Genomic DNA, 26675 nt, shown 5'->3' on the forward strand with positions numbered 1-26675 from the left:
ATGTCAGCATTTGCTTCATCAATTTCATCAATCTTAGATCATATCATTGCAAGTATTCCCCTTTTCAAGCCGGAGCTTACTTTAATGATTGCTTTTGTATGCAGTATCATTTGCAGTTTGTTTGTAGACAAAATATGGAAATTCAGTTCCTTTATCATTACTGTAGCAGGTTTACTCATTAGTTTATTTTTCCTTTTGGATCAGCATCAGTTATTCATTGGTCAATCTGGATTTTTTGAAATGATCAAAATTGATCAATTATCCATTCTATCTCGCATCATCATATCGGTATCGACATTATTCATATCGGTTTTCATACAGCAGCGTTTTTCAAACCAAATTCGCCCAATTGGAGATTTGTATGCGGTCTTGATCACTGCAACCTTGGGACTGCATCTATTGACTCTAAGCAGCAATTGGCTGTTGATCTTTATTGCTATAGAAACTGTATCCATCAGTTCGTACGTGATGGTAGGATACTTTTCCAAAACGAAGTTTGAGGCTGAGGCTGCAATGAAATATGTCCTCTTCGGTTCCATCTGTGCTGCAGTGATGTTATATGGATTATCGCTGATATACGGTTTCACGGGAAACTTAAATTTTGACTCGGCACAACATATACAAGGACTTATTGAAGCTCCTAAAATCATGTGCAGCATCGCATTTCTATTTCTGCTTACTGGCATTGGTTTTAAGTTGAGTTTCGCTCCTTTTCATGTATGGAGTCCCGATGTATATCAAGGCGCTCCGACTCCGATCACTGCTTATTTATCAACTGTTCCTAAAATCGGCGCCCTCGTTCTTTTATCACGTTTATTGGCAAGTTGGACCGCTAGTCCTTTCTATTATTCCGAGTTTCTAACCACGATCATTATCATCATTGCTATCGCCACGATGCTGATCGGAAATTTAGCTGCCTTAAAACAAAAAGATGTGAAAAGAATGATGGCTTATTCTTCTATTGGCCATACGGGTATCTTGTTGATGGTAGCTCTCGTCTATGTCCAGCATGATATCGCTGTCCTATTATTCTATATCACGATTTATGCTTTGATGAATATTGCTGTTTTCATATTGATTGATCAATTGGAAAATGGGATTGGCAACACTAAAATTGAATCCTATACCGGTTTGGGCAAAAAATATCCTCTTCTATTCGTATGCTTCTCAATCCTCTTGATTTCTTTGATCGGATTGCCTCCTACTGCTGGTTTTATCGGTAAACTTCTGGTATTCTCCAAGGTCTTCGAACAATATCAAGTTGTAAATGAAGTGTCCTTACTCATCTTACTTATCGTAGGTGCACTAACATCGGTGATCTCTTTATTCTATTATTTTAAAATTCCTTTACAAGCATTTTTAAGAGAAAATCAAGCAGTTACAGATTTACCCAAATTCAATATCTTTTTAATCTCTATAGCTGTTTCCATTACTATTGTAGTCGTGATTCTGGGTATTTATCCCAGTTTACTATTGAATTTCATAAATTAAGTTACCTATTTCATTTATCATGATATTTCAATTATAAAATAATTTGGAATCAGACAAAAGCGCGTGACGATTGCAAATCCATCATGAAGACCGTCTAAAAGAGATTCTGATGAATAAATTTGTTTTTATATATGACGCAATTAAGATTGTAAATAAAACAAATTTATCTAAGTTTGTAGTATGATAAGTGCATTAGCTAACACTATTTTTCAACGTGCAATCGCAGATTATCACGTTGAAAACGAAATTGATCAAGTTATTCAAAATCCATTTGAATCGTCGTCATTAGAACATTTACTCTATATGAAATGTTGGATTGATACGGTACAGTGGCATATGGAAGATGTGGTCAGAAATCCAGAGATCGATCCTAAAGAAGGTTTATACTGGAAAAGAAGAATTGATGAGTCCAATCAGCACCGCACAGATACAGTAGAATATATAGATAGTTATTATCTTTTAAAGTTTCAGCATATTACTCCAAATGAGGATGCTAAAATCAATACGGAAAGTCCAGCTTGGGCAATAGACCGCTTGTCGATACTTGCATTGAAAATCTACCATATGGAGCAAGAGACATTACGTGAAGATGTCGAGCAAAGTCATATCGATGCTTGTCAAATTAAACTAAATGTATTATTGGAACAGCGCATTGATTTGTCTCAAAGTATTGACGAATTGCTTTCGGATATTCAAGCAGGCAAAAAATATATGAAGGTCTACAAACAGATGAAAATGTATAATGACCCAAGTTTAAATCCCGTGTTATATCAGGCAGCTAAATAATGGCTTTACCTTCAAAAATAATTGTTACACGCTTTTCTGCCATGGGAGATGTTGCCATGGTTGCTTCTGTGCTGAAAGAATTTGCAGAGCAATATCCATCAGTCTCCATCATTATGGTCAGTCGCCCGCTTTTTCAAGCCTTTTTTGAAGGAATGCCCAATATCAAATTTCATAGTTTTTATCCTAAGGAAAAACATAAGGGATTAAAGGGGATTATAGCCCTGAAGAAAGAATTAGCATCGGAAGGTGCTGATGCTGTTGCAGATCTACATTTTAATTTAAGATCTAGGATTTTGTCGGCTCTTTTTAAGTTCTCTGGCTTACAGGTAAAGCAATTGGATAAAGGGCGTAAAGAGAAAAAAGAACTGACTCGCTTCCCTAACAAGGTTCTGAAACCCTTGAAACCCACTGTTGAACGCTATGCGGATGTATTTCGCCAACTGGGTTTTCAATTTGTACTTCAAAATAAATTAGTACCAAATCAATTGCCATTACCCAATCTAGCACATGCTCTATTTGCTAATGATGACAGTAAAAAAATTGGGATTGCACCATTTGCTCAACATCCCTACAAAGTTTTTTCACTCGAAAAAATGCAAGAGGTAATTAGTTACTTATCGCACAATAATGTGGATGTCTATATCTTTGGAGGCGGTAAAACTGAGCAGACACAAGCAGAAAAATGGCAGGTATTATATCCCAACGTGCATAGCACGATCGGTCGTTTCAAACTCAAGGAAGAATTATCCATTATCTCTAATTTAGATTTAATGATCAGCATGGATTCGTCCGGAATGCATATGGCTTCTTTAATGGGCGTACGTTGCTTATCAATATGGGGGGCAACTCATCCTTTTGCTGGATTTCTAGGATATGGACAAACGATTTCAGACTGCATACAAGTGGAACATCCAAATAGACCTAATTCTGTTTACGGCAATAAGTCCTGCCTTTGTGATGGAACTGAAGCGATCGACTTGGTCTCTTCCGAAATGGTTATTTCAAGCATCAATCAAATTATTTAAATGGGGAAAATTGGATTTATAACGGTACGTTATGGTTTAGATGTAACCGGCGGTGCCGAATTTCATTGTAGAATGCTAGCTGAAAGGTTAGTCAATAAGTATGATGTTGAGGTACTAACCACAACAATAAAAGATTACACAACATTCATTCCTGAATTAAAAGAAGAATGTGATGAAATAAACGGAGTTAAAATTAGACGTTTTAACAATAATCCATTTGACAAGGATCTATACAGAAAATTACAAAAAAAGACAAAAAAAGCAAGAAAAATTAGACGGTTAATTTATCGTTTAAAATTATCTAATATCATTTTCCCCATTTTTCCTATTTGGAATTATCAAAAAGATGCAGAATATAAGTTAATGAAACATCATGGCTTTTATTCTGATAATTTACTAAATTTTATTAAAAAGCATCAAAAGGAATATGATGTTTTGATATTTTTAACGTATGAAAACGCTATAACTCATTTTGGTGCACTTATAGCGCCCGAAAAAACTATTTTGATACCAACAGCTCATTTGGAAAGCATGTTATTTCGCTCTATTAATTCCCACTTATTTACCAAAGTTGGTTTTATAGCATTTAATACTAGTACTGAACAGGAAATGTGCAGAAAAATTTTTCAACACAAACTTGCCTCAAACGAAGTTATATCAGTTGGGGTAGATATTACTCCTGCAAATGTTGATGATATTCAAAAGATAAAAGATAATTTATCCAGTCCCTATTTACTATTTTGTGGAAGAATTGTTGAAGGTAAGCTAAACAATTTTTTAGATTATTTTGTTAGTTTTAAGCACAAATATAAAATAGATTTAAAATTAGTTCTCACAGGTGATTTATTTATGCCAAAAGTAGAGCATCCAGATATTATTTATACTGGATTTGTATCTGAATCAGAAAAAACGGCGTTAATACAAAACTCTTTTGCAGTCGTAAACCCCTCAATTTATGAAAGCCTTTCCCTGATAGCACTAGAAGCTTTATCATTAGGAAAAATGGTAATTGCTAATAAACGATGTAATGTAATGATTGAGCATGAAAGTAAAAGTAAAGGTGCTCTAGTATGCTATAAATCAGAAACTGACCTACATAAAATTTTATTTAATTTGCTTAATAATCCTATTATAGTTAAACAAAAAGGTATTGATGGTATGAAATACGTTGAGGAAAATTATAAATGGGATATAATTATAGATAAACTGACAAATTGTATTGAACGAATAAAATCAAAAATATAAATATGCTTAATTTAGGATTTGATGCAAAGCGTTTTTTTAATAATCAGACGGGCTTAGGAAACTATAGTCGTGATTTAATTCGTATTTTACGTGCATACTTTCCTGAAGAGAACTATTTATTATACACTCCGCATCTTGGAAAACAAGAATACAATCAACTTGTCCCCAATCATATTGTAAGACAACCTGCTGGTTTTATTAATAGAACTTTCAAAAGTTACTGGCGAGGAGATGGTATTGTTGAAGACCTGAAAAGGGATATGATTCAAATATTTCACGGTTTATCTGGAGAAATTCCAGTTGGCCTAAAGGAAACTTCTATTAAATCTGTTGTGACCATACATGATTTAATTTTCATACGTTATCCTGAGCTATATAAAAAGATCGATCGTACTGTTTATCACAAGAAGTTCAAATATGCTTGCGAGCATGCTGATCAAATCGTTGCGATCAGCGAACAGACTAAACTAGATATCTGTGAATTTTTTCATATTCCTGAAGACAAGATCAAAGTCATTTATCAAGGTTGCCATGAATCATTTAAGTCCATCAAGACCGAAGAGGAAAAAAAAGACTTAAGGATCAAACTTGGTTTACCAACAGATTTCATCTTAAATGTAGGGACTATTGAATCTCGAAAAAATGCATTGTCAATTGTCAAAGCTATTCTAAATAAGGATATACCTTTAGTCATTGTTGGGAAACCAACCGCTTATGCAAAAGAAATCCAGGAATTTATAACCCTTAAAGGCATGCAAGATCGTGTTATCTTTTTACAGGGTTTATCTATGCAGGAATTATCTGTACTCTATAGAATTGCTAAAATATTTGTTTATCCTTCTATATTTGAAGGTTTTGGAATTCCAATTATTGAAGCATTATATAGCGGCACTCCAGTAATTACAACAGCTTCTGGTGTATTCCCAGAAGCAGGAGGTCCATCCTCTTATTATGTCAACCCTCACGATATCGACCAACTGAGTGATGCTATCGATACGATTTTAGATTCACCTGTTCTGCAAGAGGAAATGAGTAAAAAAGGATTGGAATATGCACGACAATTCAATGATGATACCTTAGCGAATCAATGGATGAATCTTTACAGACAACTCGACAATGAAAATAGCATTTTTTAACACTATAAAATCTTGGGGTGGTGGAGAGAAGTGGCATTTCGATGCGGCAGTTCACTTCGCAAACATTGGTCACGAGGTTTATTTTTTTGGTGACTCTAATAGTAGATTAAAAACAAGATTACTTGATTTTCCTGCGATTACTTACATTGCCATTAACCTAAATAATTTTAGCTTCTTGAATCCATTGAAACGGTGTGCTTTAATGTCTAAATTTCAGGAATTAATGATTGAAACCGTTTTAATCAATAATCCAAAGGATTTAAAAATAGCGGCCTATGCTGCACATACAGCTAAAGTTCCACGCATTATTTATCGGAGAGGATCAGCTATTCCGATTAAAAATACATTTTTAAATCAACGTATTTTCAAAAATTATGTGACCGATGTGCTAGCGAATTCACAAGCAACAAAAGAAACAATACTAGCAAACAATAGTCAATTATTTCCAAAAGATAGAATCAAGGTGATCTATAATCCTATTGATATACAAAAATTTGATCGATTAGAATATAAAAGAATCGTTCCAAATCATACAGAAGATGAGTTGATTATTGGAAACTTGGCAAGACTAGCTCCACAGAAAAATCAAAAATTTCTAATTGATTTATCTCTAGAGCTTTCTCAACAAGGTGTTAAGCATCAGATATATATTACAGGAAAAGGAGAGTTGGAGGAGGAATTAAAGAATTATAATACTGAAAAAGGAACTTTGAATAATGTTCATTTTTTGGGATTCACAGATTCACCTAGAAGTTTTTTAATTGATATCGATATTTTTGTATTAAGTTCCCTATGGGAAGGTTTTGGTTACGTTTTAGCGGAAGCATCATTAGCGGAGAAACCAATCATTGCTTTTAATATCAGTAGTAATCCCGAATTGGTCAAAGATCATATTTCAGGTTTTCTAACCGAAACAAATAATATATCACAAATTGTAGAAAAGATAAAAATTTTACAAGACTCAAATCTTCGCCGTAAAATGGGTGATGCTGGCCGCAAGTTTGTATTGGAATCTTTTGATAAAAATAGCATTTACAAACATTTGGAAGAGTATATTTTACAAGGGAAATAAATTTATGGTTTGAGTTTATTAATCTCTCTAACTTTTAGACACTTTATAAAAACATAATAAGAAGAAAGTTTACTCCAATAATATCCTTCTATTCCATTTAAAAAATTAAGGTTTAACAAGTACTTTTTTAAGAACTGTATTTTCGGCTTGACTACCACTTGTAATAAGGAATAATTTTTACCTTTTTTTAAAGCCTTTTGGGCATTAAGGCTAGTATATTTATTTACCGTATTCATATAGGCCTCATAAGATGCATAACTATCATGTAACAAATAGCCGTCTAAAATTTCAGTTTTTCCCTCAGATTTTAATACTTCATGAACAATATCTTGAGTAAAACTTGCTCGATCAGAAACTAACCGTAAAATTTTTCTTGCTGACTCATCACCATATTTAAAGATCTTACCCATGAAGACCTGTCTCCTTTTGATATAATATGCCTTACAATCTGTATTATTCAATAGGACTTGTTTAATACTTGTTATTAACTGATCGTCCAATACTTCATCAGCATCCAAAGACAATTTCCATTGATATTGACAAGCTTCCAATGCTGTTTGCTTCTGTTTACCAAAACCTTCAAATTTTTTAGTAATTACCTTTGCTCCAAATTCGTTCGCAATAGCAACTGTACGATCTGTGCTAAAAGAATCCACAATAATGATTTCATCACACCATGTTAATTTTTCAAGTGTTTTGGGGAGATTTTTCTCTTCATTATAGGTGATAATAAATGCGGAAATCTTGTTTTTAGGCATATTATTTGAATTATGAGCAACTTTACAATACAAAAATATAAAATTCCAATGAAAAGTAATATTTACATTAATTAACATTATTATTGTAACATAAACAAGACAATTCTCGTTATATGAATATAAAAGAGATTGTACTACCATGCATAAGATGAATATGAGTATTAGTTTAATAATTTCAACATATAACTGGCCTGAAGCATTGGGCTTAGTATTGGACAGTGTTGCATCTCAAACAAGAATTCCCGATGAAATTATAATTGCTGACGATGGATCTGATGCTAGGACAAGTAAATTGATTGCAAATTTTGAGTCAAAACACAATCTCAACATCAAACATATCTGGCATGAAGATAAAGGTTTTAGAAAATGTATTATCTTGAATAAAGCACTTCATGCAAGCACATCATCTTATATAATAGAAATTGATGGCGATATCATTTTGAATAAACATTTTATTAATGATCATTTAAAGGCCGCCGAAAAAGGTTTTTTTGTACAAGGAAGCCGATCTATGATAGGAGAAACAAGATCGAAGCAAATCTTAACAACTAAGAAGTGTAACCTCCATGCATTTTCGGCAGGTATGGTTACGCGTTTTAATGCTATCCGTTTTCCTTTACTATCTACAATATTCAAAACTGATCCAACAAGTTCCCATAATGTTAAAGGATGTAACTTAGCCTTCTGGAAAGAAGATTATATCAATATAAACGGATATTTTAATGGTTTTGAAGGATGGGGATGGGAAGATTATGAATTTGCTGAACGATTGATTAATTCAGGTGTTAAAAAGAAAAGATTGAAATGGGCTGCTGTTTGCTACCACCTTTTCCATCCGCTTAGCTGCAGAGCTAACTTTATACCAAATGAAATGATTTACAAGGAAACTGTAAGAGAAAGAATCATTCGCAGAACTCCAGGCTACAGCGAAGTTCAATACAGTTGAGAAAATAATGGAAGTATAATGTAATCAATAGCACACTATACTTCCATAAAAATTTTATCAAGAAACTGTGTTTCTAATTTGGGATGATGATGTTTTTCAAAATATGAGCGCGCCTCAATTTGATGTTGAGTATAAAATGTCTGATCTGATAATAATTTTAAAATATATCTCGCAAATTCCTTTTCTTCATTTGCGATTAAACATCCATTTTGTGACTTATTAACCAAACCATCTACACCTCTTCGAGTTGTTACAACAGGCAACCCATAAGATAATGATTCTAATACTTTTATTTTAACTCCTGTGCCAGTTAACATTGGACAAATTGTAATTTTAGACTGTTTGTAGATCGCATCTAGATCATTAACAAGACCTAGTTTAACAATATTTGCTTCATCCTGAATTTTCGAGCATATCTTACCGACAATATATATTTTAACATTACCTAATAAAGGTAGTACACGATTTATAAACCATTGTATGCTATTGACATTATGCTGATTATCACTAGCTACATACAAAACCGAATACTTGATAGGAGCTGCTAGATCATTACTATTTACAGCAGACGAAACAGGTACTAATTTAACATTTGAATTAGTAAATTGATCGAAAATATAATGTTCTTCAATGGAATAGGTCCAAATTTCATTATACTTTTTCAAAACATTCATTTCGTTTCTAAAAAGCTTTCCAATATCAAAATCTATACTATCTTCATAATTGATTTTATACTGCAATGTCATAAAATCATGCGTGTCTAAAATGAAATAAGGTCCTTGAATATCATCAATTATATTTCCCCAAGTAGAATAACTAATCATCACGATATCATAATGGTTATCTTGAATTTCTTTTTTAAAAAGACCTCTAAAATAAGGTGTTGTAAGATCTAAGGTATTCTTATTAAAAGCTCTATTTAATTCCTTTGGAATTTTGTCATTAATCAAATATTTAAACAAATTTGATTTGGACATTTTTAATTGAAAAATCTTTAGATTTAAATCAGGATATTTCAATTTAAATACCTGTTCACTCTCCTCGTCCCAATCCATCGAAAAAATAAAAGTGACATCAAGTGTATTACAATTTTTTTGAAAATAGGTTAACATCTGATTACACCTGGTTAAATTCCCCCCCTTTCCTTTCAAAGGATTATCAGGCATATAATATAAGACCTTCTTTTTAGACATAAAATAAACTTTTCAATTTTGGATAGATAATTTACATATTTCCTTAATAAATTTATTCCAATCTGCTGAATTTTTTGATTCATTGAAAACTTCTACAGAATTCTTGGCATTCCTTCCAAGATAATTACGAAGGGTTGCGTTCTCCATCACTTTATCCATAAAAAACATCAATTCGTCAACATTTCCTGCTAAAAAACCTGTATTTTCATGCTTTATGAGTTCGTTAACACCTGAACAACTCTTTAAACCAATACAAGGTAGACCTACTGACATTGCTTCAACTAAAGCCAAGCCAAAGCCTTCATATTTACTTGGAAAAACAAATACATCTGCTTCACTCAATTTTTGAATTGGATTATCTGTAAATCCCATTAAAAAAATCCGCTCTTGCATGTTGAGCTCTAAAATTTGCTTTTCTAATAATTGTCGATCGGGTCCTTCTCCCCATAATTCAAAATCCCAGTTTACATACTTAGATGCTAACTGCGCAAAACTCCTAATTGCTAAATGCTGTTGCTTACATCCTATATCTAATCGTGCAACATGAATTATTTTATACCGATCTTTTACAACAGAATGATCTACACTTTTATCAATTTTAGGAACTGGATTGGAAATTACAGCAGTTTTACCCCTAAAAGAATCTGGTAAGTACTCACGGTAACTATCAAATAATATTTGAACTCCAGCTAGATGTTGAAAAGAATCTTTTAACAAGTTAACTTCAAGTGATTTCCTTCCACCAAAAATATTGGTATAATCATAGTCTGGTCTTCCATTTACTGAATTAATAACTGGAATGGTCATTTCATTTTTATATGAAATCTCCAGTAACGAACTAATAGACATTGTAATGATAAGATCGGGTTTCAACTGATCTATGTATAATTTCCATGCTTTGGAACGCCTCTCTAGATTGTAGATAAATAAATTCCCTTCACCTCCCATCCTCTTCTTTAAAAAAACATTATATAGCTTCGCGTACTTCTTCCTAATTTTATAATATAGCCATAAAAACGGTTTTTTTCCTCTATAATTGTAGATTGGGATCAGTTCTTTTTGATCAATATTTGCATCAAAAATATTGGTTACTTTTACCTGATCCACCAAGGGAAACATTGCAGTTCCAGAAATATTTTCATTTGTTGCAATTTCAACCTGATGTCCACTTTTTACAAAATTATTAGCGAGAACACAACAGATTTTTTCAGTTCCGCCAGTCCCGTTCAAAAAATACACATGTTGGATTAGGAGTATTTTCATAACTTGTTATAATTCTTACGGACTTTCTTTCTAAATTCTCTTCTCCATTTAGATATTGGAATCAGCTTGATAAAAAACAATTGCATCTTAATTTTTTTAGTTTTCTTACACTTATAATTTACATAAAACTCGTCAAAATGTTTATGATCATCGGCTGTCAAAAAGAATCTGAATGGGATACTTAGTTCAGTTAATTCATTATCACATAAGAATGGCATCACATGCTGTTGCATGAAAGTTTTAATTAGTGAAAATAAAAAGCTTTTTTGTGGATCTTCAAATGGCATTCTTATATAACGAAGTTCAAAAGGTTCATGTTCTATAAATAATGCTAAATGAAGAGCATGGGATTTATAAAGGCTATTTTTTAAATAAAAGCCTTTGAGAATTGTAGCCACTCTGGAATCTGAGCTAAAACTTTAGTCGTGTTTTTATTAATTAGAATATGATTTTGATCATCATGCTGACGATAATGGTACATTCCCTCCGGATATAAAGCAACTTGATTTGTTAACGCTAACAACTGATGGGAAAATAATCCATCTTCACAAGGTTGGATTCCATTGGGAAATCTAATATCTGGATGGGACCTCAGAAATTCCATTTTTAAAAACATGGCACATGTAGGCAAGGCCATAATATGCTTAGAACGAAAACAATAATCTTCGCCAATGGCGACAAAATCACTTTTATTCTTTTCGGCAATTCTCAGAGCTTCTTTTAAAAATTTGCGATCTATTCTATCATCGCCATCCAAAAAAAACACATATGAGCCATTTACTTCCGATAATCCACTATTTCTGGCAGCCGACACCCCCCTATTTGTCTGTTCATAATAACGTATATGATCGTACTGCTCTATATATTTATAACAAATTTCCCGCGACTTATCTGTACTCCCGTCATTGACTAAGATTAATTCCAAAAATCCATAATCCTGACTTAAGACACTTTGTATAGCATCCTCCAAGTATAATTCTTGATTATAAATTGGAATTATTACTGATATCAATATTTGGTCTGACTGCATACAAACATTTTAGCACTAAATAGCTAGTGGATAGCAAAGGTAGCAAAATAGGTACCTCTACTCAAAAAAATATGCTATTTCCAACAATTATCAATCTTTTCTTTACTAAGTGTAAATTCTTTATACCTAAATTGTCCTGATTTATTTGCTATCATAGCTCCCATTTGAATCATCTTCTCATCGGTCTTCATGGGAAAGATTGAAGATCTGTAGGCGTTGTTCTCAACGATAGCTTTTGGGAAAACCTGATAATTTAAACCATCTTTTGAATAGGCAATATACAGCGCTTCTGAAGTATACTTTTTAACATCGCCTACTGCCATACATAAAAAATAATATCCATCAACATATGTTGCTTGGATATGCCAAGGTGAATAAGCTGGATTTAATTTTAACCAAGGTTTATTCAGAAAATTTACAATTTTGCTTTCTCTAAAGTAATCAAAATTCATTCCATCACTGGAATTTCTTCGGATTACATAAGAAGGATCATTACCTTTAAAATTTTTCTTACCAAAATTTAATTCGATTTCATAGCTTGTGAATTTATTTCCATCATGAATAAAAGATGGAGATAAAACATGATTATTACGAGGAGTATAAGGTGGATTACTCGTAAAAGCAATGCTTATGGGAGACCAGTTAACGCCATCTGATGAAGTTTGTTGTACAATCGTCCTTTGAGCGTCCACTTCTAACTTTTTTACATTTTCACTATTTTTTTCAACTTTTTTCTTTAATGATGATGCCGAAATGAAACTAGCTCTGTAGTATAGATGAAATTTATGATTTACATATACCCAATCAACATCTGACCAAAACCCCTGCTTGGGATCACGGTTATTCTCTCTTATACTTTCTTGTGGAAAAGGAGCTGCCATAATTGGATTAATCAAACCAACAGGGCTTACCCAATTTATACCATCATTTGAGACAACAACAGTGGGATTTTCAAATCGCTTCGAATTCTGATGTGTACCAACCGCTCCAAAATAAGGGGTAAATACCATCCAATATTTGTAGCCATTAAATCCTTGAGGAAAATACAACACATCTGGATGACAGTAACTATGATTTTCTTTAGCGATATCTATCAGAAATTTACTATAATTAAAGCCAAAGAAATTGGCATTTGCCATAATATTTATATTAACAATTCCCTTTTCATCATCAAATAGTACAGAATCTACAGGTTTAGCTATTAAATCCAATTGATCAGGATCTTGTGCGTATAAATTTTCATCGACGCGAGTACAGGAAAACAACAAATTTAACAGACATAAAACTGCTAATATACTTTTATACATATATTTAAAAACCAAAATTGTAAGGTGAAATTCAAAAATAATATTCGTTTATAAAACATAAAATTATTGATGATTTTTCAATGCCCAAAAATATATTTTTAATATTAAATTTCACGCAGTCTGAAACAAAATATAAGTGGATTTAGTATATTTATATAGATAACATCATATTATGTCTAAAAATCTTTATATCGTCCGTCATGCAAAGGCTGAACAGTCATTTTCCAAAAGGGATTTCGACCGTATATTAATAGACAAAGGCATTGAAAGAGCACAACGCATTTCCTATCAATTGTCCTTACACATGCAAGCTGATGCAACTACGCTTTGTATTTCTTCTTCAGCAGATAGGGCATACCAAACAGCCGAAATATTTATTAAAGCGATTAAATATCCACAAATTGCTTTGATTAAAGAAGATCAACTTTATGAAGCAACCTACTTGGATATTTTAACATTAATCAATCAGGTACCTGCACATATCAATACGCTTTTTATCTTTGGTCATAACCCGGGCCTATCCGACTTTATTGAATACGTCAGCAATGAATCGGTTCCATTATCAACTTCACAGGTCGTACACTTAGTACTTGATGATGGATTTGATTTTAATACTTTGACTTCCAACTCGGCAACGCTTTTAAATACTATAGTATAATTCCTTTTTGTACCTTCGGGTTATGGCAAATCAATTGCAATTTGAAAATTCTCCCTACCTGAAGCAACATGCTCACAATCCAGTTCATTGGATGCCATGGGGAGAGGAAGCTTTAAAAAAAGCTCAAGAAGAAAATAAATTGATCATCATCAGTATTGGTTACTCTGCGTGCCACTGGTGTCATGTCATGGAACGGGAAAGCTTTGAAAATGAAGTGATCGCTCAAACCATGAACAAGTTCTATGTACCGATCAAAATTGATCGGGAAGAACGTCCGGATATTGATCAAGTATACATGACTGCAGTACAACTCATGACTAATGCGGGCGGATGGCCATTAAACTGTATCTGTTTACCTGATGGTAGACCGATTTACGGTGGCACGTACTTCAAAGCACATGATTGGCAAAATATATTAATTCAGATTGCCCGAATGTGGGAAGAACAACCTGAGGTGACACTGGAATATGCTGACAAATTGACAAGAGGTATTCAACAAAGTGAACGTTTTCCCATAAATCCAATTCCTGAACAATATAAATTGGATGACTTGGAAGATATCATCAACCCCTGGAAAGAACTGTTCGATCCAAAAGATGGCGGCTATCACCGTAGTCCTAAGTTTCCTCTTCCAAACAACTGGTTATTCTTATTACGCTATGCCGTCTTAGCACATGATCATGAAACCTTAAATCAGGTGCATTTTACGCTTCAAAAAGTAGCCTCAGGTGGTATTTATGACCATGTTGGTGGTGGGTTTGCTCGTTACTCGGTTGATAGTGCATGGCATGTACCTCATTTTGAAAAAATGCTTTATGACAATGGCCAACTGATTTCCTTATATGCAGAAGCATATCAACAACATCCTTTACCTTTGTACAAACGTATTGTTGAAGAAACAATTACATGGGCCAAGCGAGAGATGTTAGCTCCAAATAAGGGCTTTTACTCAGCCTTGGATGCAGATAGTGAAGGAGTAGAAGGAAAGTTTTATACTTTTGATTTATCGGAAATTAAAACCATCTTGGGCGATGATGCTGATTTATTTATCGCTTACTTTAATATTACAGCTGAGGGAAATTGGGAAGAAGAAAAAATCAATATCCTGAATTGTGATATTGATGCAGATCAAATGGCTCAAGAAGCAGGATATACCTCCGAAGAATGGGAAGCTTATCTGCGTACAATTAAGAAAAAATTATTTGATTACCGAAAAAAACGTATTCATCCGGGACTTGACCATAAACAGCTCGCCACTTGGAATGCACTTCTTCTAAATGGTCTAATCGATGCGTATCGTGTATTTGATAAGCAAGACTATTTAGAACTCGCTTTGGAAAATGCGGAATTCTTGATGCATGAATTGATTGCAGAAGATTTCACAATGCTCCATCAACCGAAAGATTCTAATCGGAGTATTCCCGGATTTTTAGATGATTATGCTTTCACTATCGCTGCATTTACAGCATTGTATGAAGCTACATTCGAAGAGAAATGGCTTTTTACAGCAAAAGGATTATTAGATAAAACAATCGAACTGTTTTACGACAATCATGAAAAAACCTTCTACTACAGCGCTTCTAATGCAGAAAAATTAATTGCTCGAAAAAGTGAAGTCATGGATAATGTCATTCCGTCATCTACATCTACAATCTGTCATCAATTAAAAAAAATAGGACTACTATTTGATAATGAGGGATATATAGCGATATCAGATCAATTATTTGCAAATGTATTTCCACAAATCAAGACATATGGCTCTGCTTATTCAAATTGGGCAATATTATTGTTAGAAGAATTATATGGTTGCAATGAGATTGCGCTAACTGGAGAGGATGCTCAGGCATTTCGTAAAGAGCTAGATCATTATTACATTCCGAATAAAATCGTATTAGGTGGAACAAAAGGCAGTCTACCATTGTTATTAAATAGAGAGGGTTTAAAATCAAAAGCCTACCTTTGTAGAAATAAAACATGCAGTCTGCCACAGAATACGATTGCAGAACTTATAAAAATAATAGAATAATAACGGGGAAAATCCCAAAAATCAAAACAAATGGCAATAGTAACTAATGACGTAGTAGCGTTAACTTACAAACTTCACACAATCGAAAACGGCGAAAAAGTTTTCGTAGAAGAAACAACAACAGAAAATCCTTTAGACTTCTTATACGGTGTTGGCATGATGCTTCCTAAATTTGAAGAAAACATCGCTGGCTTAAATGTTGGTGACACTACTGCATTTGAATTATCTGCAGAAGATGCATATGGTGAAAAAGACGAACGTGCTGTTGCCCAATTACCAGCAGATATGTTTAAAGAAACGGGTTTACCTCCAGTTGGAGAAGTTATCCCATTACAAGATAACCAAGGTAACCAATTCCGTGCTGTAGTTGTAGAAGTAACTCCAGAAGTTGTTGTTGCTGACTTAAATCACCCAATGGCTGGTAAATCATTACATTTCGAAATTGAAATTTTAAATGTGCGCCCTGCAACTGAAGAAGAGTTATCTCATGGTCACTCTCATGGTGTAGACGGTACTCAAGGTCACTAATTCTGATCGAGATAAATAAAAAAAGCGGATGCTGGTTTTAAACTGGCATCCGCTTTTTTTATAAGTTCTAAAATTACAATATAAAATGGAAAACTCTTTTTCCCTTATATATTTTCATTCCTATTTGATACCTAAAATTTCTCTATTAAAATGATCATCTGCTCCCGATGCTGCAAAATCATCAAACGCGCGTTCAGTTACTTTAATAATGTGTTTCTTTATAAATTCTGCCCCTTCAGTTGCACCATCTACGCTGTTTTTTAATGCACATTCCCATTCCATCACTGCCCAGCCATCAAAATCATAAGCGGCAAGTTTACTAAATATCCCTTTGAAGTCTACTTGTCCATCTCCCAACGATCGGAAACGTCCTGCACGATCCAACCAGCTACTGTAGCCTCCATACATCCCCTGCTTACCTGTAGGGTTAAATTCCGCATCTTTCACATGGAACATTTTGATGCGTTCATGGTAATGATCAATATAACTTAAGTAATCCATACCTTGTAATAATAAGTGTGATGGATCGTAAAGTAAACACGCTCGTGGATGGTTATTTGCAGCTTCTAAAAAGCGCTCGTAGCTCACACCATCGTGCAGATCCTCCCCTGGATGTATCTCATAACAAAGATCTACTCCATGCTTGTCAAATTCATTTAAGATGGGAACCCAACGATTCGCCAACTCTTTAAAACCAAGTTCAACAACACCGGAAGGTCTTTGTGGCCAAGGATAAACCATATGCCATAACAAAGCACCGCTGAAAGTCGCATGCGCATTTAATCCTAGATTTGCAGATGCTTTTGCGGCATATATTAATTGCTGTGTAGCCCATTCGGTTCTAGCTTTTGGATTATTACGAACTTCTGCCGGAGCAAATCCGTCAAAGAGCTGATCATATGCTGGATGAACTGCAATTAACTGGCCCTGCAAATGTGTAGAAAGTTCCGTAATTTCTAAACCTATCTCCCCTAATTTTCCTTTTATTTCATCCGCATACGTTTTACTTTCAGCGGCTTTTTGTAAATCAAAGTATTGTGGATCATTGGTCGGTAACTGTACGCCTTTAAATCCGAGAGATTTAACCCATTTACCAATATTTTCAAGTGTGTTATAAGGTTCCTCGTTAGCAACAAATTGGGCTAAGAAAATTCCTGGTCCTTTTAGTGTCTTCATAAATAAATCGTTTGCTAAATATAATAAAATTAAAAAAGTAAATGAACATAAATTGCTTTAAAAACCATTATACTGTTTATAATCTAGCATACTAGTACTGAAAAAATCCATCTTACAGTATGATCTACTTCCACTTTATTATATATGATGCATGCTAACTCATAAATGTAATACGATGATATTGTTTCTGCTACACTACTTGAAGATTATGATCAGTCAGTAATCACCAGACTTATTCACCTAATCCATGTATTAAACAATTCTATTAAATTGCACTGTAAAGGTTGAACCTTCACCAATTGCAGATTGAACAAATAATTGACCATCGTGCATATCAATGATCCGCTGCACAATTGAAAGTCCGATACCATGTCCATTTTGGTCTGGAGAAGATGCTGATCGGTAAAAAAGTTCAAATATATGCGGTAAATCCTCAGATGAAATTCCTCTCCCCTTGTCAGAAATATGTATTGTTGCAATCCCTTTATTGTACATGATCTCTACTAAGCAATGCTTATCAGCACTATATTTGCACGCATTCTCGATCAAATTAGCAAAAGCCACTTTAAGTAAATAAGCATTGCCCATCACCAAAATTTCATCTTGATCTTCACCAGCATGGAGCAATTCATAATCAAAAGATATGCTGACACGGTAATCCTTATCTTTATCCTGAACCATAAATTTTGATTCAACTAGAATTTCGTCCAATCGCAGGGAACTAAAACTAACTTGTGAACTATCATAGTTCGCACGTGCAAAATCCAACAAGGAATTAGATAAAACAGTTGCTTCTTTAGCATCTAGTAAAGCGGTATCGATCGAATGCTTATAATCTTCCAAGGTAGTATTCAACTCTTTGGCAAGTTCCAGTTCAGCGATCATAGCGGACAAAGGAGTCCGAAATTCGTGGGATATAATAGAAACAAAATGTCTTTGGTTGTTGAACGATTTCTCCAGTCGATTGAAAGTCCCATTAAATGTATCGATCAATTCAGAGAGTTCATCCTTTGCTTCTCGATAATATACCCTTTTACTTAGATTATGTTCAGAGACGTCCCTAATTTCATTAATAATATGTTTGATTGGTTTTAGAATATATTGGGCAAAGAAAAAAGAAGCTATAAATATAAAAATAATGGCAACGATGTAAATACTAATCAGAAGTTGCTGTAAACGTTGCATATGGGCATAACCGGTCTGGTCATACGCATGTCCAATAAGATAGTATTGTTTGCCTTGAAAAGGATAATGCATCCCCATAAACAGCTCATCACCCTGATTCCAAGTCATAAAATTTTTATTTCGAATCTTCTCTAATAGAGCTCGATCATAATTTTGTTCCCCAAAGTCTACAAAGAGCTTTTGAAATTGATTGTCAAAAACTGTTATCTGAGCCTCATTGATCATTTTTTTATTTTGTTCATGAATCTGACGCAATTGCGCTTCACTCACTTTGGCATCAAAAATAAATTCTGCACGCCAAGTAATTTTATACCTCAACCGGTCTATAAATTCTTCCTCCCTATTTTTCTCGGAAAAGAAATAGATACTATAGGCAAAAAGAAATAGTATTGCCGCAGAAAATAACGTAAATACTAACGAGGTCCGAGAAGCTATTTTCATTCTTTATTTGATAAGATAAAACCATGTCCTGATTTGGTGTGGATAAGTTTAGTTTCAAAATCTCTATCTACTTTTTTTCTAAGATAATTGATGTATACATCAATATAATTAGTCCCAGTATCAAAATTTTTTCCCCATACATTTCTGGCGATCTCATCACGGCTCAATAACGTTTCATGATGGCGCATAAAGAATACAAGTAGATCAAATTCTTTTGGGGTCAATTTAATGTCCATATGATTGCGTGCCACACTTTTACTTCTCAAATTGACCGATAGCGAATCATAATCTAAAGTTTCATTATTTTCCCAACCGCCAAACTCTTTATTCCTTTTTAGAACAGCTGCAATGCGGACATATAATTCGCGAAGATCAAAGGGTTTTACCATATAGTCGTCTGCTCCGGCATCAAAACCAGCGATCTTTTCATCGATTTGACCAAGAGCTGTGAGCATAATAATCGGTATTTTAGGATAGATCGATTTCATGCGCTTGCTCAATTCGATGCCGCTCATTCGGGGAAGCATAATATCGATAATGAGCATATCATAATCAAGTAACTTCACCTGCTTTAAAGCAGATTCAGCATCAGGGGCAACACTAACTTGATAGTCTTGGCTCTTTAATCCTTTTTGTAATACCGAACTTACACGTTCATTGTCTTCTACGACCAATACCCTCATATAAACAAATGTAGATACTTTTTAAATAAAATAAAATCAACAAGAAATTGCTATGCATACTGTTATATACAGCATGCACAGCAAAATCTATCTTTACTTTGATCATTATACTATTGAAAAAATAGTATTTCTCCTATTGGCATCTCTATTTTTTCGAGTCATAACTGGCGACAAATAAATCATCGGCCCCTTCTTGTAGCGGTATGTATAAACGTTCCCAGCTTTTGGTATGAACCATTTCCCAACTGTGGCCTTTCCCTTTCAAATCTTCTGCGAGTAAGATCACTCCTGGTTTAATCAAAAATGTGGAACCATCACTGACTTTAAAACGGATTTTGCCTTTTAGTGTCACTACATATTGACGTCTGGGAGCAGGGTGAGCATTTTTTTCCCAATCCTCTGTTTTATTGCTAGACCAAAAAGTAGTTGTACTGGCATGTTTCAATGTTGGAATATATCCTTTTTCAAAAGAACAAGTTCCGTCAGGATTATTGATCAAGCGTATCGCGGGCATTTTACCTTCACTTTCTTCTACTTTTACCGATGTGATGTTTCCATGGTTTTCTTGTGCTTTTACTGATTGACCAATAAATGCTAAACTGACAAGCATGATTGCTTTTGAGATAATTTTCATTTTTTATTAATTTTAAGATCTATTATTATTTTTACAAATTTTCATATACACTGTCGTGAACCATCATACGGTCAAAGTAAGGCTTATACTGCGCTACCAAAGCAAGATGCTGCGGTAATTTTCCGTAAGCTTCTAATTCTTCGAGGCTATCAAATTCCATCGAGACATTGTACGTAAAACTATTATCTAAAACAGTACGTGGACTTGAAGCGGCAGGTCTACCATAACGTACATTTTTGACGTAAGGCAATTTTTTGAGTCCTTCAAAAAATTGTTTAAATTCTTCAACTTGCGTTACTGAAAGATCAGGTTTCAGCCAAAAAAGCAGATAATGAAAAAACACGGGTTTTACTTTTTTATGATTTGCTGCTAGTAAATTAGAACTTGTTACGCCCAAGACGCCTACAGTACCTAATGTTTGTATGAAATTTTTTCTTTTCATGTTATTATTAATTAAAATCTATTCTATATTTGAGGATAAAGGCCCATTTATGATCGGTGACCAAACTTTCTTTTGCTGCATTCATACTATAAATTGGTCTATTTTGAGCATCGAAGGTCAAGCGGCTACTATTTCCATGAAATAACATCGATATTCCAGCATCGTATATCGCACTATTATCTTTTAAAGCATTGTAGTTGGCAAGTTGTATGGATACTGCGGGCTGCAGTTGCAGGTTATGATTATTGCGGCTAAAATAGGGCAATGTACCTCCTATTTGAGCATAAAATGTATTACCCGTTCCTGCGGTAGGTAAAGCATTCCCAGCTCCATTTAAACTTGCATTGGCAGCCACTACTCCCGTAGCTGGATTATTTGTTCCAGAAAATCGGACATAATTGGGTCCGTAGTCATTATGCATAGCCATAGCATATGCACTGATAGACGTTCCTTTATCTTTATTGAGAGGCGCATCATAGAAAACATCGAGCGCAACACTTTTCATATCGTCGTTTTGTACTGCTTTATTAGCATCTAAATGCCATAGCGCATGGTTCATATATTCAAAACCTCCACCTACACTTAATACTTTTTTCTTCCCTAGATAGGTACCCGCATTAAATGGCGTTTCAATATTCTCCTTATCAAAAAATGCATATCTAAAGTAACCTGACACATCTTTACGGGCTTCATTTTTACTAAATTTAGCGACATTTAATTCCGGATCAGCATTTGTTGCCGTATAAGGGTCCGCCACCACCAGTCGGTAATCAAAACGTCCAAGTTGACCTTTAATATAAGCACTCATCTCCCGAACAGTCATATCTGTAATACCTGTATTTGAAGTCGCATATAAGGGAAGATCATAGAGTAAAGTTGCCTGAGGTCCTGTTGTAAAACGAGATAGTCCTCTCCAAGTGGAACGTCCAGCACCTACTGCAAGCTTAGGGCTAAAGCTATACTCTGCATATGCATCTAGAAGATCCATATAGGTATTATTTTTACTATTAACATTGACATTTGTGGGTCCCATTTGCAGTACGAAATACAAATTTTCAGTTGGTTTATACGTCATCTTGGCACGAATACGGCGCAATGATAAATCGGATACACTTCCTACTGGTTCATTATTAACAAGGCTTCCTGGATTTAATTGAGTATAACGTGCCCACAGTTCTGCATACCCACTGAAGCTCACATAACGAGTATGCTCCTTATTTAAATAATGGGTAAGTTTGGGATTTCCAAAATCATTTGTTTGTGCCTTACTTATTTGTACTCCAGTAAGACCAATGGTCAATAATAATGACGCAAACAGCGGCTTTTTATTCATGATAATTTGTCTTTAATATAATTCGTTTGTTAAGACAAATTTAGCTTGGAATAGAGAGGCAAATTATTAGAAAACTATTAGAAATATAGCTGTAATAATTTAAAAAGGTTAGCTAAACAAGTATATTTCAAATTTATAAAGATTTTATTTTTTATTGGATTGTTAACAGGAAATACGCCTTTAAACGATAATAGGAGATATTTTACTCGATATATTGGCTTTCTGTAATCGCTTCTTTAAAAGAAGGAGCTCCTTCTTTTAAAGAAGCGATCCAATCTTTCAAATAAGGGACACCCTCTTTCTAAAAAAGATCAGACTACCTACCAAAACGGTTCTATGTTTGTTTAATAACCTTGTACTTAGTGAAAAGAAAAGGATCAACTTGAATAGTTTTGGTTTAATATTCTAAAAAAGTGATCATATCCTGAAAACAAACGATCATAGCTTGAAAACAAGCGACCAAAACTTATAAACAAGGAGCTAAATCTTACAAACAAGGGACTGCTTATTAATAAGAAGGGATTGCATGTAGAGAAGAAGGACCTCAATGTTTAAAAGAAGGGATCCCTTCTTTTAAACATTGAGGTCCTTCTTGTAAAGAATCTAAGATAAAACCAAATAATCAGGACAATCTTTTCAAAAAGGGGTTACTTGTTGAAAAGATTGTCTTACTTCTGAATAACATGTGATCCCTTCTTGAGAAGAAGGGATCGCTCCGAACCAAGAAGGGATCCAACTTTTGCATACTATCTTAGGGTCTTGCAGCATGTTGAACATAAAAATTAGCACGCTAACTATTTTAATCACTGCTAATCCCTTCTTCTTACAAGAATACTTCATCATCATAAGAAGATGATGCCTTTATCATTTGTCGTTATGGGATAGAAAGGACGATAGCCCCATTTTGACCAGAAAAAGATCAGATAGGCTCGCTCTTCTCTATTAAATTTTTGTTGCCCGTAGCATTTCCCTTTTTCCTGGTGCACCAGGAGCTTTTTCAATCGTAAATCCTAAAGCCTTCATGCTTCTTTTAAGATTTCCAGTGATCGCATAGGTAACAAATACGCCTCCTGGCTTTATAAATTTAGCGACATGTGCTAATGCTTCATCTGACCACATTTCGGGTTGATGGACCGCAGCAAATGCATCAAAGTACACGATATCAAAAATCTTATTGGAGTTAAAATTCATCAATAAAGTATGATTGATATGTAACTGCGCTTGTTTGTTGATCTGCATGGTTCCAGTTAATGCGTCCTTATAATGCGAGATATAATTTTTCCAATCTTCCTCTGACACAAAAGCATCATAACCAATTTCTTGGATCACTTCTAGAGGTAATGGAAATCCCTCTATTCCAACATAATCTATCTCAACCTGTTTATCAGCAATGTAAGCTAGCGTTTGTGTAAAATTTAAACCTGTTCCAAACCCGACTTCTAAAATTGCAACTTTATCTAACTGATGCTGTTGTATATAATAATCAAGCCCTGTATGAATAAAAACATGTTTACTTTCCTGAACTGCACCATGTTTGGAGTGATAACACTCGCCTATTTGTTCATTGAACAATGTCTTTGAACCATCTCCTGTCGTTACAAATTCCATTTCTTGCATATGGAACAAAAGTAAAATAAATAGATCTTAATCGATACATGTATTCTAGTGTTATTCATCTTTATCTAACCTTAATGATATTAACAAACAAAAAGGCTAGGACGATTGCCTAAATTATAATTGAAAGATAGGCTCACTATACCCTCAACAAAATATGGTTGGATAAAATTTGCTCAATCCTATAAGGAAAGATCCATATTCATCTCAATTTATATAAATTTCATATCGAGAATTTGAATATATATTAAGCTATTGATCTAAAATGTTAAGTGAAATATGCTATTAAAACATTTTTAATAAAACATATTAGAAAAAAAACTAATTTAGTCTTCACAATGACATATTCAATCAATTTATTCCTCCAAAATTATGGGAATATCATCCTACTTATTGTAGGTATTCTTCTAGGTAGTATTTTAGGGATATATCTACCCCAAGTGGTGGTTTATATCAAACCTATAGGTGATATTTTTCTTAATTTACTATTTGTAGCGGTTATTCCTTTAGTATTTTTCGCTATTTCTTCCTCAGTAGCCAATATTGAAGGTACAAACCAGTTAGGAAAGATAATTGGTACGATGAGTATGGTATTTTTAATGGGGGTTTTAATTTCCGCTTGCGCAACTATTGCGGTACTTTATTTTTTTCCTTTGGAGGCTCCACATGTAGCCGATGGGGCTCATCTGCTTGACAACAATCCTGATGATACCTGGAGCGATAAAATGGTTCGCTTTATTACGGTTTCAGAATTTGGAAAATTACTCTCCAGGGAAAATATGCTTGCCCTCGTTATATTTTCATTTTTAGTTGGCATTGCCACTCGAAAATCCAGTACCGCTGCACAACCTTTTCTCGCCTTCTTGAATGGTGGAAACGAGGTAATGAAGAATTTACTGATTTTAATCATGAAAATTTCACCCTTAGGTTTAGGCGCATATTTTGCCTATCAAGTGAGTAGCTTAGGTCCACAATTATTTGGTTTCTATGCTAAACCTCTAGGTCTTTACTACCTTTTTGGTACCCTCTATTTCATTTTGGGTTTTAGCGTATTTGCTTTTATATCTAATGGAAAATACGGTCTAACGTCATTCTGGAAAAACAATATTGTACCCACATTGACTGCGTTAGGTTCATGTAGCAGCTTGGCCACGATGCCCGCGAATTTACTTGCCGCAAAAAATATTGGAATTCCAGATGCGATCGCAAATGTTGTCATCCCATTAGGAACAACCTTGCATAAACAAGGTTCGAGTATATCGTCTATTTTTAAAATATATGTTGCTTTTCTACTAATAGGGAAAGATTTCTTTGATCCTACTACGCTCATCACAGCACTTGGTATTACTGTACTGGTAAGCGTTGTCGCTGGAGGAATTCCAAATGGTGGATATATTGGCGAAATGCTTATGATTTCAGTTCTTGGCCTACCTATTGAAGCTGTTCCTGCAGTTATGATAATCGGAACGTTAGTTGACCCCTTAGCTACCATCTTAAATGCAACAGGGGATACGGTAGCGAGCATGCTTGTAACAAAATTTACGGGCAATAAATTTCAGGTGGCAGCCGTAGATTCCTTAGAATCTTAATCCATAAAATATAGTACCGTATTGATGTGTTTTATAAAGCATCTCTTTTGCCTCACGCGATTGAAATACATAGGATAGTCCTAAAGATGATCTACCGTTTGCAAGCATAAAACCGATTTTATGGCTATAGATTATTTTTTCAATCTGATATTGTCCTTTGTTGATGTCTTGATGCCCCAACCCACCTTGAATAGTGGCATTATAACCATTAAAATAAACAGCAGGTACGTAGTATAAAAATAATTCGCGATCGTTTCTCCTGCTTTGAACATGCCCCTTTGTAAAAACCGAATGACTGAATGAGCGTAAGCTTCCCCAGCGTATAGGCAACCCTATATGCGCATTGATATGATTCATCCCTAATGTACTGGAGCTCACACCAGATATTTCAAAATTATTGTTTATCGATCTGTAAATTAATTTTTGATATTTCACACCAAGATCAACTCCAAAAGCATTCGATATTTCCTGATCCCAACCTGAAACTTCATACATCTTAAATACTTGATGAATTACTTGTTGGACTTCCTTTCCTTTTGCAAGTGGGCCAACTTGACCTAATTCTACTTTTAAACTTAATACTTGATCATCATTATAAAACTGATTCAATTCTCCGGACAAATATAAATAACCGGCAAAAGGACGATCCCACTGTAAAGACTTTGTCGTATATAAGTTAATCCCATTGTACATTTTTTGTCCAAATTCTATATCCAGTACCCGATTTTTTAGTCGAGAAGTATCCGACCTTAGCCCCAATCGATAGTTGATGTTAATTCCATTTGTATAATAACGATCCTGAGAAGTCAGCAAATAAACATCATTATCATTTTGAATAACAACTTCATGCCGTATATTTTTTGTTTGTGACCATGAATGCTTGACACTACATATTGCTAAACATACATACATGAAAGACAGAATAATTATTTTGATGTTATTCAACTGATTGTAAAAATTAAGATATAAACTAAATTAAAAATATTTAACAAGATTCTAGCTATCTCGTGCAGAATCATTTAAAGATATGTTTTCGATAACAAGTAATTATTTAGAAAGGTTATAAATAAACTATCAGAGTTGCAAATTTAGTTACTTCGCCAATCTATTTGTA

The 26675-nt window shown here is 34.2% G+C and carries 25 protein-coding genes; 11 read left to right on the top strand and 14 right to left on the bottom strand.

Annotated features, from left to right (window positions below; all coding sequences use genetic code 11):
* From AC06G9_RS18530 to AC06G9_RS18555, 6 genes are all read left to right on the top strand, one after another.
* On the top strand, positions 1–1491 hold the full coding sequence (locus tag AC06G9_RS18530) for an NADH-quinone oxidoreductase subunit N (protein WP_480956898.1): 1491 nt from the start codon (positions 1–3) through the stop codon (positions 1489–1491).
* A gap of 180 nt (positions 1492–1671) precedes the next feature.
* Positions 1672–2277 (top strand): DUF4254 domain-containing protein, encoded by a 606-nt coding sequence (locus tag AC06G9_RS18535; RefSeq protein ID WP_293923606.1) that lies wholly within the window; start codon positions 1672–1674, stop codon positions 2275–2277.
* Positions 2277–3302 (top strand): glycosyltransferase family 9 protein, encoded by a 1026-nt coding sequence (locus AC06G9_RS18540; protein WP_480956899.1) that lies wholly within the window; start codon positions 2277–2279, stop codon positions 3300–3302. The genes AC06G9_RS18535 and AC06G9_RS18540 overlap by 1 nt, the downstream gene beginning before the upstream one ends.
* Complete coding sequence (locus AC06G9_RS18545; protein WP_480956900.1) at positions 3303–4547, top strand: glycosyltransferase family 4 protein; 1245 nt, start codon at positions 3303–3305, stop codon at positions 4545–4547. It begins immediately after the preceding gene.
* 2 nt (positions 4548–4549) lie between these two features.
* Entirely contained in the window at positions 4550–5683 is a 1134-nt protein-coding gene (locus tag AC06G9_RS18550; RefSeq protein WP_480956901.1) for a glycosyltransferase family 4 protein, read from the top strand.
* Positions 5664–6755: a glycosyltransferase gene (locus AC06G9_RS18555; protein ID WP_293923613.1), complete on the top strand. Its 1092-nt coding sequence runs from the start codon at positions 5664–5666 to the stop codon at positions 6753–6755. The genes AC06G9_RS18550 and AC06G9_RS18555 overlap by 20 nt, the downstream gene beginning before the upstream one ends.
* Positions 6756–6757: 2 nt before the next feature.
* On the opposite strand, the gene AC06G9_RS18560 is transcribed toward AC06G9_RS18555, so the two are convergent.
* On the bottom strand, positions 6758–7591 hold the full coding sequence (locus tag AC06G9_RS18560) for a glycosyltransferase family 2 protein (RefSeq protein ID WP_480956902.1): 834 nt from the start codon (positions 7589–7591) through the stop codon (positions 6758–6760).
* Positions 7592–7667: 76 nt separating this feature from the next.
* Between AC06G9_RS18560 and AC06G9_RS18565 the strand changes: the two genes are divergently transcribed.
* Complete coding sequence (locus tag AC06G9_RS18565) at positions 7668–8459, top strand: glycosyltransferase family 2 protein (RefSeq protein WP_480956903.1); 792 nt, start codon at positions 7668–7670, stop codon at positions 8457–8459.
* Between the two features lie 35 nt (positions 8460–8494).
* Here the strand turns inward: AC06G9_RS18565 and AC06G9_RS18570 are convergent, their stop codons facing one another.
* The 5 genes from AC06G9_RS18570 to AC06G9_RS18590 all read right to left on the bottom strand — a co-directional run bounded on the left by AC06G9_RS18570 (position 8495) and on the right by AC06G9_RS18590 (position 13252).
* On the bottom strand, positions 8495–9652 hold the full coding sequence (locus AC06G9_RS18570; RefSeq protein ID WP_480956904.1) for a glycosyltransferase family 4 protein: 1158 nt from the start codon (positions 9650–9652) through the stop codon (positions 8495–8497).
* A 12-nt stretch (positions 9653–9664) separates the two neighbouring features.
* Positions 9665–10915 carry a glycosyltransferase gene (locus AC06G9_RS18575; RefSeq protein WP_293923621.1) on the bottom strand — a complete coding sequence of 417 codons (1251 nt, stop codon included), beginning with the start codon at positions 10913–10915 and terminating at the stop codon, positions 9665–9667.
* The gene (locus AC06G9_RS18580) at positions 10912–11313 is read right to left on the bottom strand and encodes a hypothetical protein (RefSeq protein WP_480958207.1); all 402 of its coding nucleotides are present in this window, start codon (positions 11311–11313) and stop codon (positions 10912–10914) included. The genes AC06G9_RS18575 and AC06G9_RS18580 overlap by 4 nt, the downstream gene beginning before the upstream one ends.
* Positions 11283–11945: a glycosyltransferase family 2 protein gene (locus AC06G9_RS18585; protein WP_480956905.1), complete on the bottom strand. Its 663-nt coding sequence runs from the start codon at positions 11943–11945 to the stop codon at positions 11283–11285. The genes AC06G9_RS18580 and AC06G9_RS18585 overlap by 31 nt, the downstream gene beginning before the upstream one ends.
* 74 nt (positions 11946–12019) lie before the next feature.
* On the bottom strand, positions 12020–13252 hold the full coding sequence (locus tag AC06G9_RS18590) for a hypothetical protein (RefSeq protein WP_480956906.1): 1233 nt from the start codon (positions 13250–13252) through the stop codon (positions 12020–12022).
* A gap of 172 nt (positions 13253–13424) precedes the next feature.
* Between AC06G9_RS18590 and AC06G9_RS18595 the strand changes: the two genes are divergently transcribed.
* Genes AC06G9_RS18595 through AC06G9_RS18605 form a run of 3 tightly spaced genes read left to right on the top strand, consistent with a single transcriptional unit; the run spans position 13425 to position 16464 of the window.
* A complete protein-coding gene (locus tag AC06G9_RS18595; RefSeq protein ID WP_248755655.1) occupies positions 13425–13910 on the top strand; it encodes a SixA phosphatase family protein in 486 nt (161 codons plus the stop codon).
* A 22-nt stretch (positions 13911–13932) separates the two neighbouring features.
* Positions 13933–15936, top strand: a complete 2004-nt coding sequence (locus tag AC06G9_RS18600; protein ID WP_480956907.1) for a thioredoxin domain-containing protein — start codon at positions 13933–13935, stop codon at positions 15934–15936.
* Positions 15937–15966: 30 nt separating this feature from the next.
* Positions 15967–16464 (top strand): FKBP-type peptidyl-prolyl cis-trans isomerase, encoded by a 498-nt coding sequence (locus AC06G9_RS18605; protein WP_021190473.1) that lies wholly within the window; start codon positions 15967–15969, stop codon positions 16462–16464.
* A gap of 120 nt (positions 16465–16584) precedes the next feature.
* Here AC06G9_RS18605 and AC06G9_RS18610 read toward each other — a convergent pair whose 3' ends face one another.
* The 7 genes from AC06G9_RS18610 to mnmC2 all read right to left on the bottom strand — a co-directional run bounded on the left by AC06G9_RS18610 (position 16585) and on the right by mnmC2 (position 23966).
* Entirely contained in the window at positions 16585–17640 is a 1056-nt protein-coding gene (locus AC06G9_RS18610; protein WP_045753771.1) for a sugar phosphate isomerase/epimerase family protein, read from the bottom strand.
* Positions 17641–17892: 252 nt separating this feature from the next.
* On the bottom strand, positions 17893–19266 hold the full coding sequence (locus AC06G9_RS18615) for a sensor histidine kinase (RefSeq protein ID WP_480956908.1): 1374 nt from the start codon (positions 19264–19266) through the stop codon (positions 17893–17895).
* Complete coding sequence (locus AC06G9_RS18620) at positions 19263–19949, bottom strand: response regulator transcription factor (RefSeq protein ID WP_346574756.1); 687 nt, start codon at positions 19947–19949, stop codon at positions 19263–19265. Before AC06G9_RS18620 ends, AC06G9_RS18615 begins: the two co-directional genes overlap by 4 nt.
* A 145-nt stretch (positions 19950–20094) precedes the next feature.
* On the bottom strand, positions 20095–20583 hold the full coding sequence (locus AC06G9_RS18625) for a cupin domain-containing protein (RefSeq protein WP_045753768.1): 489 nt from the start codon (positions 20581–20583) through the stop codon (positions 20095–20097).
* Between the two features lie 31 nt (positions 20584–20614).
* Positions 20615–21025, bottom strand: a complete 411-nt coding sequence (locus tag AC06G9_RS18630) for a Dabb family protein (RefSeq protein WP_094773293.1) — start codon at positions 21023–21025, stop codon at positions 20615–20617.
* A gap of 7 nt (positions 21026–21032) precedes the next feature.
* Entirely contained in the window at positions 21033–22358 is a 1326-nt protein-coding gene (locus AC06G9_RS18635; protein WP_094773292.1) for a hypothetical protein, read from the bottom strand.
* Between the two features lie 942 nt (positions 22359–23300).
* Positions 23301–23966 (bottom strand): tRNA (5-methylaminomethyl-2-thiouridine)(34)-methyltransferase MnmC2, encoded by a 666-nt coding sequence (gene mnmC2 / locus AC06G9_RS18640; protein WP_094773332.1) that lies wholly within the window; start codon positions 23964–23966, stop codon positions 23301–23303.
* Positions 23967–24310: 344 nt separating this feature from the next.
* On the opposite strand from mnmC2, the gene AC06G9_RS18645 reads away from it, so the two are divergent.
* Positions 24311–25561 (top strand): dicarboxylate/amino acid:cation symporter, encoded by a 1251-nt coding sequence (locus AC06G9_RS18645; RefSeq protein WP_248755648.1) that lies wholly within the window; start codon positions 24311–24313, stop codon positions 25559–25561.
* Here AC06G9_RS18645 and AC06G9_RS18650 read toward each other — a convergent pair.
* A complete protein-coding gene (locus tag AC06G9_RS18650; RefSeq protein ID WP_248755647.1) occupies positions 25550–26473 on the bottom strand; it encodes a lipid A deacylase LpxR family protein in 924 nt (307 codons plus the stop codon). The genes AC06G9_RS18645 and AC06G9_RS18650 overlap by 12 nt on opposite strands.
* Between the last annotated feature and the right edge of the window lie 202 nt (positions 26474–26675).

The sequence above is a fragment of the Sphingobacterium sp. MAE genome, from assembly GCF_056711605.1.